Origin of the sequence: Trichocoleus sp. DQ-A3, from assembly GCF_039961975.1 — a bacterium.
Lineage (GTDB): Bacteria > Cyanobacteriota > Cyanobacteriia > Cyanobacteriales > FACHB-T130 > FACHB-T130.
In genome coordinates, this window is sequence record NZ_JAMPKC010000010.1 from 42657 (window position 1) to 58678 (window position 16022).

9 protein-coding genes are annotated in these 16022 nt (G+C 47.6%); 4 read left to right on the forward strand and 5 right to left on the reverse strand.

Annotated features, from left to right (window positions below; translation table 11 throughout):
* The first annotated feature begins 397 nt into the window (after positions 1-397).
* From NDI44_RS16250 to NDI44_RS16265, 4 genes are all read left to right on the forward strand, one after another.
* On the forward strand, positions 398-6547 hold the full coding sequence (locus NDI44_RS16250) for a DUF4347 domain-containing protein (RefSeq protein WP_190411131.1): 6150 nt from the start codon (positions 398-400) through the stop codon (positions 6545-6547).
* 108 nt (positions 6548-6655) lie between these two features.
* Positions 6656-9529: a right-handed parallel beta-helix repeat-containing protein gene (locus NDI44_RS16255; RefSeq protein WP_190411132.1), complete on the forward strand. Its 2874-nt coding sequence runs from the start codon at positions 6656-6658 to the stop codon at positions 9527-9529.
* 403 nt (positions 9530-9932) lie between these two features.
* The gene (locus tag NDI44_RS16260; RefSeq protein WP_190411133.1) at positions 9933-10202 is read left to right on the forward strand and encodes a ChaB family protein; all 270 of its coding nucleotides are present in this window, start codon (positions 9933-9935) and stop codon (positions 10200-10202) included.
* A 416-nt stretch (positions 10203-10618) separates the two neighbouring features.
* Positions 10619-11170 carry a hypothetical protein gene (locus NDI44_RS16265; RefSeq protein WP_190411134.1) on the forward strand — a complete coding sequence of 184 codons (552 nt, stop codon included), beginning with the start codon at positions 10619-10621 and terminating at the stop codon, positions 11168-11170.
* A 278-nt stretch (positions 11171-11448) separates the two neighbouring features.
* Here NDI44_RS16265 and NDI44_RS16270 read toward each other — a convergent pair whose 3' ends face one another.
* From NDI44_RS16270 to NDI44_RS16290, 5 genes are all read right to left on the reverse strand, one after another.
* The gene (locus NDI44_RS16270) at positions 11449-12666 is read right to left on the reverse strand and encodes an aspartate aminotransferase (protein ID WP_190411135.1); all 1218 of its coding nucleotides are present in this window, start codon (positions 12664-12666) and stop codon (positions 11449-11451) included.
* Positions 12667-12803: 137 nt separating this feature from the next.
* Entirely contained in the window at positions 12804-13988 is a 1185-nt protein-coding gene (locus NDI44_RS16275) for an iron-containing alcohol dehydrogenase family protein (protein WP_190411232.1), read from the reverse strand.
* A gap of 205 nt (positions 13989-14193) precedes the next feature.
* Positions 14194-14715: a Ycf51 family protein gene (locus tag NDI44_RS16280; protein WP_190411136.1), complete on the reverse strand. Its 522-nt coding sequence runs from the start codon at positions 14713-14715 to the stop codon at positions 14194-14196.
* 6 nt (positions 14716-14721) lie between these two features.
* Positions 14722-15204 (reverse strand): Fe-S cluster assembly sulfur transfer protein SufU, encoded by a 483-nt coding sequence (sufU, locus tag NDI44_RS16285; RefSeq protein WP_190411233.1) that lies wholly within the window; start codon positions 15202-15204, stop codon positions 14722-14724.
* Between the two features lie 189 nt (positions 15205-15393).
* Positions 15394-15696: an STAS domain-containing protein gene (locus NDI44_RS16290; RefSeq protein ID WP_190411137.1), complete on the reverse strand. Its 303-nt coding sequence runs from the start codon at positions 15694-15696 to the stop codon at positions 15394-15396.
* Positions 15697-16022 lie beyond the last annotated feature (326 nt).

The following is a 16022-nucleotide window of genomic DNA, read 5'->3' on the forward strand; positions in this document are numbered from 1 at the left end:
CAAAATTTTTTCATCTTCCTAAAGTAGTAAACAATTAAAGTGTCAAATAAGTACAGAAAGAATTGAAATGTGCTAAAGACTACACTATAACTTTTCCAAGCAATGCAATTTTGAGATTGTTTGCATTTGTCCTCGCTCGATACACCTTTATCAACAAAATGTCCTCTCTAGCCAGATATTTGCAGGAATTTCGATAATTGAGGCTAAAAACGCTAGTTTATCAAAATTTCTGGAAACTATATGACAGCATCTACTGAGATTAATTCAGTTCACCAGCTATTGGCGACCTGAATATCTACAAACTGACGGCTTTCTCTACGTTATTGAGCGACACGCTGGCGATCGCTCTGGTGTCTCTACTCATCTCAACCATTGATATTTACACCCAAACCTCATCATGCAAGACTTTTGGAATCATTCCTCCTCAAATCAAAAACCAAACCAAGCTGGTCAGGGCATTGCTGGTGAAAACTCTTCAGTGGTAGAGACTTCTTCCACCCAGCGAGTACAAAAGATAGTCTTCATTGACTCTACAGTTGAGAATTACCAGAGTCTCGCTGCTGGTGTGGAACCGGAAACGGAAGTATTTATCCTGAACCCAATGCAGGATGGAGTAGCGCAGATCGCACAAGTGCTAGCAGAACGCACCGACATCGCCAGCGTTCACATAGTTTCCCACGGCACACAAGGCACTTTGCAACTGGGGTCAACCCGACTGAATTCAAGCAACCTAGAAGCATACACTAGCCAGTTACAGCAGTGGGCAAATGCTTTAACCCCTGATGCTGACATCCTTCTCTACGGTTGCGATGTAGCAGCAGGGGAAGTCGGTGCAGCTTTTGTGCAACAACTCAGTCAGCTAACAGGTGCTGACATTGCCGCTTCGGTTGACTTGACAGGCAGCGCAGCTTTGGGCGGTGACTGGGATTTGGAAGTTGCTACAGGGCAGATAGAAACTTCTCTGGTGTTTGGGGGAGCAGCGATCGCAACTTATACTTCAGTCCTGCCAAGCGATCTGTTCATCTCAGAGTATGTTGAAGGTAGCAGCAACAATAAAGCTCTTGAATTTTATAACGGTACTGGGGCAGCAATTAACTTAGCCGCAGCAGGTTACGCCGTAGACTTTTATGCAAACGGTAGCACTAGCCTGACTCTAACTATCAACTTGAGCGGCATAGTAGCAGATAAGGATGTATTTGTTTTAGCACAAGCTAATGCTGCCCTTAGCATTCTGGGTCAAGCCGATCAAACCAACAATTTTAATGGCTGGTACAACGGGGACGATGCGGTTGTGCTGCGTAAGGGTGCAACCATCATTGACTCGATTGGTCAAATTGGCAACGACCCTGGCACAGAATGGGGTAATGGGCTTACCAGTACCCAAAATAATACCCTGCGCCGTAAGAGTAACGTAACAACTGGAGATCCAAGTCCTTTCGATCCATTTGATCCCAGCGTTCAATGGGATGGGTTCGCCCAAGACACCTTCAATGGTTTAGGAAGCCACACGATCGCCAACACCAACATTGCGCCGGCGATTGCTCTCACAGTTGCACCTGTGCCTTACACCGAAAATGCAGCTGCTACCGTCATTAATAGCACCGCCACTGTCACAGATAGCGACTCCCTCAACTTTGACACCGGGAAGCTGACAGTAGATTTTACGGCAGGTGGCACGGCATCCGACCGTTTAGCAATTCGCAACCAAGGTAACGGTGCAGGGCAAATTGGGCTAGATGGCACAATTGTCAAATACGGCGGAGTGCAAATTGGCACCTTCACAGGCGGGACTGGCACCACTCCTCTAGTCGTCACTTTCAACGCCAACGCCATACCCGCCGCCGCTACTGCACTGCTGCAAAACATCACCTATCAGAACGCCTCAGAGAACCCCAGCACCACTCCTCGCACCGTCCGCTTTGTCGTTACCGATGGCGATGGTGGCACCAGCACCGCTGTTACTGAAACCATCAACGTTACATCTGTCAACGATGCGCCGATTATTGGTGCTTCAGTAATTCAATACGATGGTTCGTTAAATACCACGCCCGACACTCAAGGATTTACATACATTCCCGTTGGTAGTGCAACGCAAAGTGCTTCCGGTGGCGCAACTACCTTGGATACCACTGCCGACTCAGGCACTTATGCGGGCTATTCTCCTAACAGCGTGCCGAACCTGGATCGCACTACTGGTTACACCGTCAGCTTCACTGCCCAAGTTCTCTCAGAAGATCATACGACGAGCGGCACCGCTGATAAAAACGGCGATGGCATTGCTGATAGAGCTGGTTTCAGCATCATAGTTCTCAGCAGCGACAAAAAAGGCATCGAATTAGGATTCTGGGATAACGAAATCTGGGCGCAGGAAGATGGCACAACTCAGACAGATCCAAGTACAAATCCTTCTGCCAGCAACAACCAACTTCTGTTTACCCATGCTGAAGGCGCTACCTTCAACACTACTGCGGGTTTAATTCCCTACCAGCTGACAGTTCTTGGCGATACTTACACTCTCTCAACAGGTGGCACCACCATCCTTAGCGGTAAGCTGCGGGATTACACTGCTTGGGTGGGGGTGGGGCCTATCGATCCCTATGAAACCCCTAACTTCATTTTCTTTGGGGATGGTACTACCTCTGCCAGCGCCAAAGTAAAGTTATCAGATGTCTCAATTACAACTAACAGCAGCTTTGCACCCCAAACAGTTGCTGAAGATACCGATTTATCGATCGCAGGAGTTAGCGTATTTGACGTGGATGCGGGAAATACTGCTATCACCGTCACTCTAGAAGTCAACAATGGTGCTTTGACAGTCAACTCTACTGGGTTAACAGTCAATGGCAACGGCACGGGAACTGTCACCCTGACAGGCAGTCAAAGCAAGATTAACGCTAACTTAGCCGCCACAAACGGACTGCTATACAAAGGCAAGCAAGACTTTAATGGTAGCGACACGCTCAAGATTACAGCTAACGATGGTGCGGCGACTAGCAATATCAAGACGATACCGATTTCCGTCACCCCAGCCAACGATGCCCCGGTATTAAATAATACTGGGAGTCCGGCACTAACAGCGATTAACGAAGATGTTGCCCTTGCCAGTAACAATGGGACTTTGGTTTCTGAAATTATTGCTAGCGGTGCTGGTGGCAACCCCATCACCGATGCAGATGCAGGTGCAGTAGAAGGAATTGCTGTAATTGGGGTGGATAATACCAACGGCACTTGGGAATATTCTACTGATGGCGGAAGTAGCTGGAATAAGTTTGTGGTGTCTGCTGCGGCTGCTACCGTACTAAAAGATACAACAAGCGATCTCATCCGTTTTCTCCCTAATGCCGATTTTAACGGTACTGTCACTTCAGGCATTACCTTCCGCGCTTGGGATGCTTCTGACGGACTCACTAGCGGTAAAACTGGAGTAAATCCTGGGGCGGGTGGCGGCGCATCTTCCTTCAGCATTGATGCTGAAACAGTCAGTATTATTATTAACCCAGTAAACGATGCCCCCAGTTTCACACTTGGTGGCAATCAAAGTATCGCAGCTGGGGCAGGGGCGCAAACTGTCACTGGCTGGGCGAGTGGGTTTAATCCGGGTGCTGCCAACGAATCAAGTCAAAGCATCGACAACTACATCGTCAACGTCACTAGCAACCCTGGTATCTTCGCCTCTGCACCAAAAATTGACCCGCTGACAGGTAATCTTACTTATACTCCTGCTGCAACAATTGCGACAGCTACTACAGCCACAGTTGCAGTCCAAGTTAAGGACAATGGTGGCACTGCTAACGGTGGTATCGATACCTCAGTATTGCAAACCTTTCAAATTACCGTCAATTCTGGAACACCGACAGTTAGCATCCAGGCGATAGATGCTGATGCAGCAGAAGCAGGCGCAAATACTGGAACTTACCAGATTACCCGGACTGGCAACACAACGGGCGATTTGACAGTGAATCTTGCTGTTGATGGTAGCAGCCCTGCGATCGCAAGCGACTACAATCTCAGTAGCGGCGGTTTGTCCGTGGTGATTCCAAATGGGCAGAGTTTTGTCAATGTTACTCTTACTGCTGTTGATGATACTTTGCCAGAGTTAGCCGAAACGCTGCGGCTAAACTTGGCGACGGGTGCGGGTTACACCATTGATGCTGCTAAGAACAATGCTACGGTAGCGATCGCATCCAACGACACGATTCAATACGCGATTACTACTGCTTCCCTAACTTTAAAGGAAGGTGAGACTGGTAAGCAAACCGTTACCTTTACTGTCACGCGCAGCAGCGGAATTGGTGTAGCCAGTACCGTTGATTATGGAATTGGTGGAACCGCAACCAATGGCATTGACTACAACAACATACTGGTTACAGGTGGGACAACTGCCCTTTCCGACACGCTTAGCTTTGGAGTTGGCGAAACAACCAAAACAATCAACCTAGATGTTTTGGGTGACACAATATTTGAGCAAGATGAAACCATCAATGTCACCCTGAGTAAACCGAACCTAACACTTGCCCCCGCAAGTTCGACGATTACTACAGGTACAGCACAGGTAACGGTTATCAACGACGATGCCAAACCCACCGTCTCCATCACACCAGCCACCGTTACTCAAAGCGAAGGTAATGGTGTCACCGCCTACACCTACACGGTCAGTCTCTCCAACCCCAGCGACCAGCCGATTACGGTCAACTACAGCACCAACGACGGCACCGCCACCACCACCGATGGCGACTACACCGACAACGATGGTATCCTTACCTTCAATCCCGGTGAACCCTTAACCAAAACCATCACCGTTAACGTCAAGGGTGACAACAAGTTTGAGAAAGATGAAACCTTCAGCGTCAATCTCAACAGTGCGACCAACGCCACCGTTAACCCAGAGGCGAACGCCAGTACCGCCATCATCACCAACGACGATTCTCAACCCATCGTCTCTATCGCACCAGCCACCGTTACTCAAAGCGAAGGCAATACTGGCACCACCGCCTACACCTTCACCGTGTCCCTTTCCAACCCCAGCGACCAGCCAATTACGGTCAACTACAGTACCAACGACGGCACCGCCGCCACAACCGACGGCGACTACACCGACAACGACGGCATCCTTACCTTTAATCCGGGCGACCCCTTAACAAAAACCATCACGGTTAACGCCACGGGTGACAACAAGTTTGAGAAAGATGAAACCTTCAGCGTCAAACTCAACAGTGCTACCAACGCCAATCTAGGCAACACTACTGCCACAGGCATCATCAAAAACGATGACACCCCTGGATTCACTATTTCCCCGATCAGCGGCAACACCACCGAAGCTGGAGGTACTGCCACATTTACAGTTAAACTCAACAGCCAACCCACCGCTAATGTCACCCTTGGCTTAACCAGTTCCGACACCACCGAAGGTACCGTCTCTAGCCCCAGCCTCACCTTCACAGCCAATAACTGGAATATTGCTCAAACCGTTACGGTCAAAGGAGTTGATGATGCACTGGTTGATGGCAATATCGCCTACAACATCATCACCGCCCCAAGCGTCAGTACCGACCTTAACTACAACAAACTCAATCCTGTTGATGTCGCTGTCACCAACATCGACAACGACGCCGCCGGATTTACCATCACCCCAATTAGCGGCAACACCACCGAAGCCGGAGGCGCTGCCAACTTTACCGTCAAACTCAATAGTCAACCTACAGCTAACGTCACCCTTGGTTTAGGAAGTTCCGATCCGACAGAAGGCAGCGTTTCCAGCCCATCGCTGACCTTTACTTCAAATAATTGGAATATTGCTCAAACCATTACGGTGAAAGGAGTTGACGATGTACTTGTCGATGGAAATATCGCCTACAGCATCGTTACTGCCCCTGCTATTAGCACCGACGCCAAATACAACGGACTGAACCCGCAAGATGTTGCTGTTGTCAACATTGACAACGACACTGCACCCCTCAATGTCATTAACGGCACTTGGCTTTCTGAAACCTTGGTGGGAACCTCTTTAGACGACCGGATCAATGGTTTTGGCGGTCATGACACGATTGTAGGGGGACTGGGAAAAGACCGGATTTACGGCGATGACGGCAACGATACCCTGATTGGCGACCTCAACAATAATCTCTTGACTGGGGGTTCGATAGGTATGGATGACATCATCTACGGCGGTACAGGTAGCGATCGCATCAACGGTTGTGGTGGCAATGATTATCTGTACGGTGAGTCCGGACATGACCAAATCTGGGGAGATGGGGGCGATGACCGACTCTACGGAGGTTTGGGGAATGACATCCTCACCGGAGGTCTAGGGCGCGATATCTTCGCCGTTGCCAAAGGGGAAGACACTGACACCATCCGCGACTTCCAGATTGGTCAAGACTACATAGGGTTAGGCGGGGGTTTGAAATTGAACCAGTTGTCGATTATTCAGCAAGGAAGCAATACCAGTATTATTGACAATTCCAACAACCAGACTCTGGCAATATTGGCTGGGGTGAATGCTGCTACGTTTATGAGTAATGCAGCTTCTACTTTTGTAAGTATCTAGTATGAGGAAGCAGCTTTAATTAATATTTAAAGCTGCTGATTTGGCAACTATTGACAATGAGTTGCTGTGGATATGAGCCTGAAGCCAGAACAGAATCTAATAGAGAAAATGCTTCTAAGAACATCAACACCGTACATCTACACAATTTGGCTGCTGTTAGGAACGCTAACTTCAACTGCTACCGCCCAAACACCTAATTTAAAACCCAATCCATCAAGCTCGACAACAGACTTTACAGGCGTTACAATCCTCCAGCTACCTGATGGCATTCCTGAATTAAATAACGATACTGTAGACTCATCCTTTGGCGATACCCTTGATGTAGCAAAACACCCACCAGGGGCGTTGGAACCCGCAGCCTTAAGCTTCGAGGACCAGAAGTCTTTAGCCAAACCGTCTTTTTACACGCTAAAACAAGGGCGTTTTCTTGCCCAAATATCTAATGTAAAAACTGCACTCCCCACACCAGAATCTAGTCCCAAAACCGTACCTTCCCCAGAGACATTGGAGGTTGAGATTTCTCAACCTTTAGCAGAAGTAAAAACACCTCCTCGGACTTTGCGCGAAGCAGGGTTACTCCAAGAAATACTAACCCCAGAAAACGCCGATCCTACAGAAGAGATTAGCGCTGCCACTAAACAAACAGCACCATCAGATCGAGTTCGTTCTCAACGATTTCTGCCCCGGATCGGCGCTGAATTTACCACTGGTTCTGGTGTGGGTTATGAAAGTTCTTTTGGTAGCATTGGAGGCTTTGTTCCCCTATGGCAAAACTCAGACAACCTCACCTTCTTAGAAGGTCGATTGCTGTTGTTAACGGAAGATTCTCATATAAGCAGCAATATTGTTTTAGGACATCGCTTTTATAGTGCCAAAGATAACCGGATCTTGGGCGGCTATGTCGCCTTCGATACCCGCGACACGGGTAATAGCAACTTTAATCAACTGGGTGCTGGGTTTGAAAGCTTAGGAGAAAACTGGGATATTCGCGCGAATGCTTACATTCCGGTTGGAGATACCCGCCAACTGACCCAAGAGAGGGTTTTTTCTACAGGTTTATCGTTTTCAGACCCTTTCTTTCAGGGTAATTTCTTGGGTCAAACTAGAAATCAACAACTTCAACGCGATCGCAATTTTGAAGCAGCGATGGCAGGATTTGATGTTGAAGCTGGCGTGAAAATCGCCCAGCTAGGTCAAACCGGCGACCTCCGAGGTTATGCCGGACTGTATTATTATGATGCCCCAGGCAGTTCGGAGATTTTAGGCTGGCGGACTCGGTTAGAAGCCCGTCCTACTGACACTTTCAGGCTGGGACTATTGCTCTCAAATGATGCCACTTTTGGCACGAATTTAGTGCTGAGTGTGGGGGCGAATTTTCCCGGAACTCGTCCGAGAGGGATACGAACAGAAGATCGGGTTCTGGCGCGTCTGGGGGAATCTGTGACCCGAAACGCGAATATCGTAGTCGATGAACAATCCGAATCTGAGTCTTTCAGCGTGCAGGATACGGTATTTGTCACGAATCCCGCGACGGGTCAACCGTGGAGATTTCGGCACGTCAATTTGGGAATTGGAACCGGGAACGGCACGTTCGAGAATCCGACTGCAACGGTTGCAGAAGCTTTGGCTGTGGCTCAATCCAATGATATTGTCTACGTGCAACCAGGGACAAATCCTGGGGTTCCTGCTTTCAAGATTCCCGACCAAGTGCAGGTGCTTTCAACTGGCCCTGTGCAGCGTATAGATACCGTGGAACTCGGCAATTTACAATTACCCTTGTCTAATGCGGGGGTATTGGCAGACGTGACAGGAACAGTCACGATGGGGAACACGACAACCCTTTCGGGTTTTGCCATTAGCACAACTACTGGTTCTGGCATCGCTGGAAGCAACATCAGCAATGCAATTATTCGAGACAACGTGATCGCGAATTCTGCCAGTGAGGGCATCTTACTTGAGAACGTGACTGGCCAGATACTAATTCAAGACAATGCGATCGCAAATTCTGCTTTGGAAGGCTTTTCCCTCAGCAATAATCAGGGGCAAGTTAACCTAATTCTTGTCAAAAACACGATCGCCAACAATGGTGCTTTAGCTAACGAAGGGGACGGCATCAATCTTGAACTTCGCAATACTGCAACTGGAACCTTTAATATCTCAGAGAATACGATTACTGGCAGTAACAGCTTCGGGAGCATCGCCGACGGAGTCGAGGTAAAACTGTTCGAGAGTGCTTCCGGAACCTTTACTCTGACTAATAACCAAATAACTGCAAATCAATTTAGTGGCATTAATATTGAACTTGAATCCAATACTTTGGGGACATTTGAGATTGCCAACAGCACAATCTCAGGCAATCAATTTGATGGAATTTCTATCAAGCTAAACGATAGCGCGACTGGAACGTTTAATATCACTAATACTCAAATTTCTAAGAACGGGTTTTATGGGATTGGGATACTTCTCTCAAATAACACCTCTGGAACCTTCAACATTACCAATAGCACCATTGCTGAAAATCAAGATAATGGAGTGAATATCGCACTTTCCGATACAGCGATAGGAACAGTCAATATTTCTAACAATCAGCAAATTTCCAAAAATGGATTTTACGGAATTTTTACCAGCATCAATGGAAACGCCCAACTTCAATTCCTCAGTGAATCAAATCAAATTATAGATAATGCTTTTACCGGGCTTTCCCTCAACAGCTACGATACTGCTAAAATCTTTGCCGGAGTCCGGCTTAACACCATAACAGGCAGCGCAATCGGCGATCTCGAAGCAATAACCAGCGGTTCTGGCGATACAATTTGTCTCCAACCCCGCAATAATACGATTGGAAACTTTTTCTTAAATGACAGTTTTGGAGGAGCGATCCAGATAGAAACGGGAACGCTGTCTACAAATAATATTTCTACCAGTGACCTCAGCAATTGGTCTGGAACCACTGTACCGGCTGGAACTTGTGGTTTCCCTTAGTCGGTAAATGATACCAGTTCACTTTTGTGGAATTACACATTAGATCCTCCAACCCCCTTTTCAGGTGAGATTCGAGCCATAAAGTGAATTGGTATTTGTTTGCTTCCAAGCTTTGAACTCGCTTTAGCAGCGAACTAGGTAGCGGCTCCATCTCATCTATAGCAATCCTCAATGATTCGTGAATCCGAGTCCACTGAGTTCTCTAACAAGTCGGAGAGCTAAACCACTGTATTTGCAAGCAGATGATTTGGGGCAAATTTTTGTATATGTAAATACAAAATTACTTTACATAAGATAATACCTCAGATAGGTATATCGAGCAGCCATAACTACATCCTGGGAAGAGGAATTCGTACATCTGGCTTTCTAAGATGATCCCAGGCAAAAATAATAGGAGTAGTTTATGACCGAGCAACCAGATCAACAAGTTAATAACTTACCTTCAGAAGTACAAGCACTGCCTGAGGCAGCTCAGCAGATTTTCCAGGCTGCATTTAAGAGTGCCCAAGAAGACGGGATGGACGAAGAATCTGCCCGCAAAGTTGCGTGGAATACCATCAAAAGCGAATACCGTCAAGGTGAAAATGGCGAGTGGGAGCGGACTCCTGAAATGATAAACGAAGACAATTCAAATCCCGTAACCCGCGCTGCGGTTCAGTCTGGCGGCAATTAAACGCTTTTAAGTAGCAATCGTTTAGATTGATTGACAATAGAAGGCGGTCTGTGCAAGTCACAGACCGCCTTCTGCCTATAGGTCTACGTTTAACTGAATTTGCCGTAAAATGAACCGTTTCAAGTGCAGCGAACGATATATAGATAAATACCCTCAGATAGAACCTCACCCCTAGCCCCTCTCCCTCTGGGTTCACAAGGTAGGGTTACACCAGAGTGCATTCAATAAAGAATTTCCATCGTGGCGTCTGAAAGCAAATTGTTCGCGTCGCCAGTTGACTAAAGCAACTGCGCCCAAAAGATAAATTTGAATAAATTATGATAATTTATGGTTGTAGCTAGCTCAACCTTGCTAATTGTCTCAACTCCATGGTTGATCAATTAACCAGGTAAAAAAATAAAAGGAGGTAGAACATAATGAAAAAAACATTCAATAACCTATTGTTAACAGGTCTTGTAGTGTTTTCAATGGCGCTGGTCAGTGGTTGTGGTGGAGGCGAAAACTCTACTACTTCTCAGGCTTCTCCTTCCCCAAAATCTCCTACATCCCAGACTGCAACTACCTCTAAACCGACTTCTTCTCAACTGAAGTTTGAAAAATCTTTTTTGGTCAGAAAAACTCCCGATAAAAAAGTTGTGCCGGTTAATGATGGAGTTTATAAAAGGGGAGAAGATGTTCAGCTAGTCTTGCTCAATGTTGGCAAATTTAAGAAAGGTCAGGATGGGAAAAACTGGCTAGATATGGATATGGAAGTTAAAAATGCCAAGGGCGAAGTTATTTTGGTGAAAAAGAGCTTAATTGGAGAAAAAGGACATACAGCTTTAAAAGATGATGTAGCAGCCTCTCCCAATGGCACTGTTAATACAACTCCTAAAATTCAACCGGGAACTTACCAAATTCAGCTAACGATTTATGACAAGGTGGGTGGTGGTAGGGTAACAGAAACTAAAGCTTTTACTTTGAAATAAGGGCGGCGCAAACAAAAATCATCTACTGGATACGATACGGTAGATGATTTGTAATTCCCTTTAACACATTGCACCCCTCCCTGCCTGCGGGGAGGGGTGCCGGAGCCTCAGAAAATGGCAGGGAGGGGTTGGGAACGGTAGAAAATCAGACAAATTTTATCCCTAATTAAAGTTTGCACTTATACAAGCAAATTCATCTAAAGGATAACGCTAGTTATTTTTGAAATAGCCGAGTTTCCAAATTGGAGATTAAACCCAAAAATTCAAGCTTCGATGTTTTATCCCTGCTTGATAAACGCGCCCTCATTTTCGGATGAATAGCGGATATTGGCTTCTTTGAAACGCCGCAAAGCTTCAGCTAAGCGATCGCATTCGGCAATCAAACTCACCCGCACATACCCCTCGCCACCCAAACCAAAGGCATTTCCGGGAGTCACGACCACGCCCGTCTGCTGCAAGACAGAGAGGGCAAAATCCGTTGAGGTCATCCCTACCGGACACGGAACCCACAGGTACATGGTGGCTTTTGGCTTGGGAACTGTCCAACCCAACTCAGCAAATCCCTCGATCAGAAAATCGCGGCGACGGCGATAGCGATCGCAGACCTGATTTACATAAACATCTGGAAGCTGTAAGGCGGTTTCGGCGGCAGATTGCAAGGCGGCAAAGATGCCATAATCCAGATTAGTCTTGAGTGTCCGCAACCCTTGAATGATGTGTTGGTTGCCTACGACAAAGCCGACGCGCCAGCCTGCCATGTTGTAAGTTTTAGACAGGGTATGAAACTCGACGCCGATTTCCTTCGCCCCTGGAATTTCTAACAAGCTGGTTGGTTGATAACCATCAAAAGCTAATTCTGCGTAGCACAAATCATGTACGAGTAAGATTTCGTGCTTCTTGGCAAAAGCAACGATATCTTTGAAGAACTCGCGGGGTGCGGTTGCGCCAGTAGGATTGCTGGGATAGTTGAAATAGAGAATCTTTGCTTGTTGGGCTACATCATCGGGAATGTCACCGAGATCGATCAACCAGTCATTTTCGGGTTTGAGAATCAGCGGGTGAATTTTGCCCCCAGCGATCGCTGGCCCGCGAAAATGTGGGGGATAAGAGGGACTGGGTACCAGAATCACATCGCCTGGGTTGATATAGGCAAAGGCGAGGTGAGTCAGCCCTTCCTTGGAACCGAGTAGCGGCAAGGCTTCGCTATCTGGATCGAGGTCAACATTATAGCGACGCCCGTACCAATTAGTGATGGCGCGGCGGAAGCTGAGAGTCCCTTCAAAGGGGGGATAGCCGTGATTTGTTGGATTTTGCAACGCTGCGATCGCAGCGTCTATCACTGGCTGAGGTGCTGGGCCATCTGGATTCCCCATTCCCAAGTCAATTAAATCCAGCCCTTGTTCGCGTGCCCTGGCTTTCAGTTCATCCAGACGGGCAAATACATAAGGGGGCAGTGATTGCAGGCGTTCCGCTGGGCTAATCCAATCTAACGTCATTGGTTAAGGCAGGAAAGTTGGCAAGGAAAGCAGGTTGGCAGGCAGGATTGCAGGTTGGAGATTGGCAGGTTGATTAAAACTTTCAACTTTTGAGATTCTTCAACCTTCAATGCGTTTAAACCTGCAATTTTTGAAATTCAAACATCATTATGATTCGCCGCTGAGGTCAGCCCCAGATTTGGACGCCCTACCTCAACGGGTGCGGTTGTGGACACCATTGCCGCCATCAGCTGTTCGGCCACCACCCGGAAGGGTAGCCGGTGGATATCCGAGTTAGGGGCACAGGCAATTTCAGCGGCTTGCCGAAATTCTCCCAGTGTAATATTTCCCAAGCCCAAATCATCCAAAGTTTGAGGCAGTCCAATTTCGGCGTAAAACTTCAATAACTGTTGCCTTGCGGTTGCTGCGAGTTGGTTGCTTTGCAGCATTTCTTCTAACCGTAACTGGACGAGAATGCCATAGGCGACTTTCTCACCATGTATGGCACCGTGGGCAGCAGGGATATGGGTCAACCCATTGTGGACGGCGTGGGCGGCGACGGTACGGCACTGGGCACCACCTAAACCACCAATGACCCCGGCAAGTAAAACTGAGGCATCTACGACTTCTCGCCAAACTTCACTGCCCGGTTCTTTCAGCGCTGCTGCGGCTTTTTGGAAGAGAATATCCCGTAGCACTCGCGCTTGTTGCACGGCGGCGATCATCAAAGTTTGGTCGGAGTGACCGCTGCTGACAGAAGCTTCGTACCACTTCGCCAAGGCGTCGCCAATCCCAGCAATTAAGGTGCGTTGCGGTGCAGTCTGGATTAACTCGTAATCCAGCACTAGCAAATCCGGGCACCGATCGAGGCTGACATCATAGAGAAATGCCCCTTCGTCGGAATAGACGTTAGAAAGGGCTGTCCAAGCAGCGCAGGTCGCCCCTGAGGTGGGAATTGTGACGACTGGCAACTGGCATTGATGAGCCAGGAGTTTTGCGGTATCTAATGCTTTGCCACCGCCGATGCCAATAATTACGTCGGCTTGATGGTCGGTGACAGCTTTCCGCAGAGATTCGAGCGATCGCGTACTGCAATCTGGACTGTAAGATGCCTGGGCAATGTCTGTCTTTTGCTGTTTTAGGGCAAGCTGCAATCGGGGTAGCGTGACGGACAGCGTGCGATCGCCCCCGACAACCAAGGGACGCCGCCCAAAAGTCGCGATCGCGTCTCCCGCTTGTTCCAGCGCCCTCTGACCGCGCAGCACCCGACCGGGAGCCACCATCAGCGGAAATAACGAAGGAGCGGTTTGAGTAGACAACTCTGGTAAGGATTGATTGGGCATAGAATCAACCATTCTAGTTTAAAGAAGGGAATTGCTCAATACTGCTTATGAAAGAATTTATAACAAATTTCTCTAATAACTTTACTTTAGTAATTGAGGGAGGCAGCAGCCTATTTAACACTCGTTTCTAGGCACTCGTTTCTAGGCTCCGCCTCGCTTTGACTCTGAAAGACCCAATGTAGAGAAAATAGAGAAAGATCCGTAATTACGCGGTAGACTTTGGCAATTGTGCCAGGTTTTCTGGGAAGACTTGGATGTTAAGCTGTTCATCATCCCGGATGGCTAGCGATCGCTTCACCTCACCCAAGTAAAGCGGTTTAGAAGCGCCAGGGGAGGGATGAATAACGGTACGTACCCGAATGGTCAGTAAATTGTCTTTGGCCCGACCTAAACGACCATAAGAGTACAAATCGCTAGCAGCTTGACGCATCGTTGCATCTAATTGGGCGTTGGAAATCGTCGGCGGTACGGAAATCACCGTTTGCGCCCCGCCGGTGTCATAAACCAACTTATAGCGAACCGAACCTGGAACTGCTGTATGGGTAAGCGGTACCAAACTCAAAGAAAATAAACCGGCTGTTAGCACACCCATAAATCCAGTGCTACCCACCAGCCGAAACCGAATACCCCATCGGAAAATAAACCCCAGCACGGTTACAACTGCACTGGCGATGGTAAGAACCGCCGACCATTTGGCTAGTTCTAGAAAAAAAGTAGTCGTTAACATGGCAACTTAAGCGTCTTCCTTTTCATTACTGACGAACCCATTTGGCTGATTGCCATTGGGTGATTCTAAGGCAGCTTTTAAAGTATGCCAGGTGAGGTTAGCACATTTGATCCGAACTGGAAACTGAGAAACGCCTTGCATCACGTTCAGCTTGCGTTGCTCTTTGGGGAACTCGGCTTCCCCTTTCATCATGTTTTGGAAGCGTTCCACCATTTCCAGCGCTACATCTACTTGCTTTCCCCGCAAAGCATCCGCCATCAAGTCAGCAGAAGCCATTGCGATCGCGCAGCCTTCTCCTTCAAATTTCACATCTTCTATGACGTCGCCTGCTGCATTCATCTGCAATGTCAGCTCAATGGTATCGCCACAAGAAGGATTGTGCCCTCTCTGAGACCGATGCACGGGATTGGTTTGACCCTTGTGCCGTGGCTTCTTGTAGTGTTCTAAAATGACCTGTTGATAAAGGTCGCGTAGATTGCCCAAAGTCATGGCGAGATTGATAAGACGATATTCATCCATCTCGATCCTATCAGTGTCGCTTGATTTCCGGAGGGCTGAAAGCCGAGCATTGACTTCCTAACGCTGAATTTAGATAAAATTTCTAGCCGCGCAGTTCAGGCTAGAGTGCCCTTATAGCCTGCAATCGTTTGGCTATTGGCACTCTTGATAAAGTAGTCTTCAAGCCAGTTTGGCAAGGGCAGCTTCATAACTTTCCTCAATATCAAACATTTCCTCAAGCTGCGCTACTTCAAAAAGTGTTTTGACTGGAGATTGCAAGTTACAAATTACAACATGGCACTGCTGTTTCCGGGCTGCTTTGAGTCCTGCCACTAAAGAAAATAGTCCCGAACTATCCACCCCGTTGATATGGGTCATATCTAGCACGCATAAAGCTGGAGCATCCAGTACGACGTTGTTCACAATCCATTGCTGTAAGAAAGCGCCATTACAGCGATTTAGAACCCCTTGTGGCTGAATCACAATTCGGGAGCTGGCTTTCAGGTTTTTTTGAACTTCAGTAAATTCACAGCAAGACTTTTGCCGCTTAATTACTGAGGAAAAAATCAATTCAGGAAGAAGTATGGTCGATTGCCAAAACTTGATAAGTCTAGAAACACCCATAGTTGTGGCTGAGGTAGACTAATTGGTTCTTTACAAAGATTAGTCCTCAGCTCAGTAATTTTTCGTATGAAGTTGATGAAGACAGCACAAGTTACGTAAAGGTAATGCAAAGTTTCGCCTTGCCCTTACGATCGGTCAGTCAGTAATATTGTCAGGGCTTACGCAGATATCTCCCTAAATCCCTG

Excerpts from the sequence above, each read along its gene's own strand:
- NDI44_RS16250 (WP_190411131.1), top strand. The coding sequence starts at position 398 with ATGCAAGACTTTTGGAATCATTCCTCCTCAAATCAAAAACCAAACCAA.
- NDI44_RS16255 (WP_190411132.1), top strand. The coding sequence starts at position 6,656 with ATGCTTCTAAGAACATCAACACCGTACATCTACACAATTTGGCTGCTG.
- NDI44_RS16260 (WP_190411133.1), top strand. The coding sequence starts at position 9,933 with ATGACCGAGCAACCAGATCAACAAGTTAATAACTTACCTTCAGAAGTA.
- NDI44_RS16265 (WP_190411134.1), top strand. The coding sequence starts at position 10,619 with ATGAAAAAAACATTCAATAACCTATTGTTAACAGGTCTTGTAGTGTTT.
- NDI44_RS16270 (WP_190411135.1), bottom strand. The coding sequence starts at position 12,666 with ATGACGTTAGATTGGATTAGCCCAGCGGAACGCCTGCAATCACTGCCC.
- NDI44_RS16275 (WP_190411232.1), bottom strand. The coding sequence starts at position 13,988 with ATGCCCAATCAATCCTTACCAGAGTTGTCTACTCAAACCGCTCCTTCG.
- NDI44_RS16280 (WP_190411136.1), bottom strand. The coding sequence starts at position 14,715 with ATGTTAACGACTACTTTTTTTCTAGAACTAGCCAAATGGTCGGCGGTT.
- sufU (WP_190411233.1), bottom strand. The coding sequence starts at position 15,204 with ATGACTTTGGGCAATCTACGCGACCTTTATCAACAGGTCATTTTAGAA.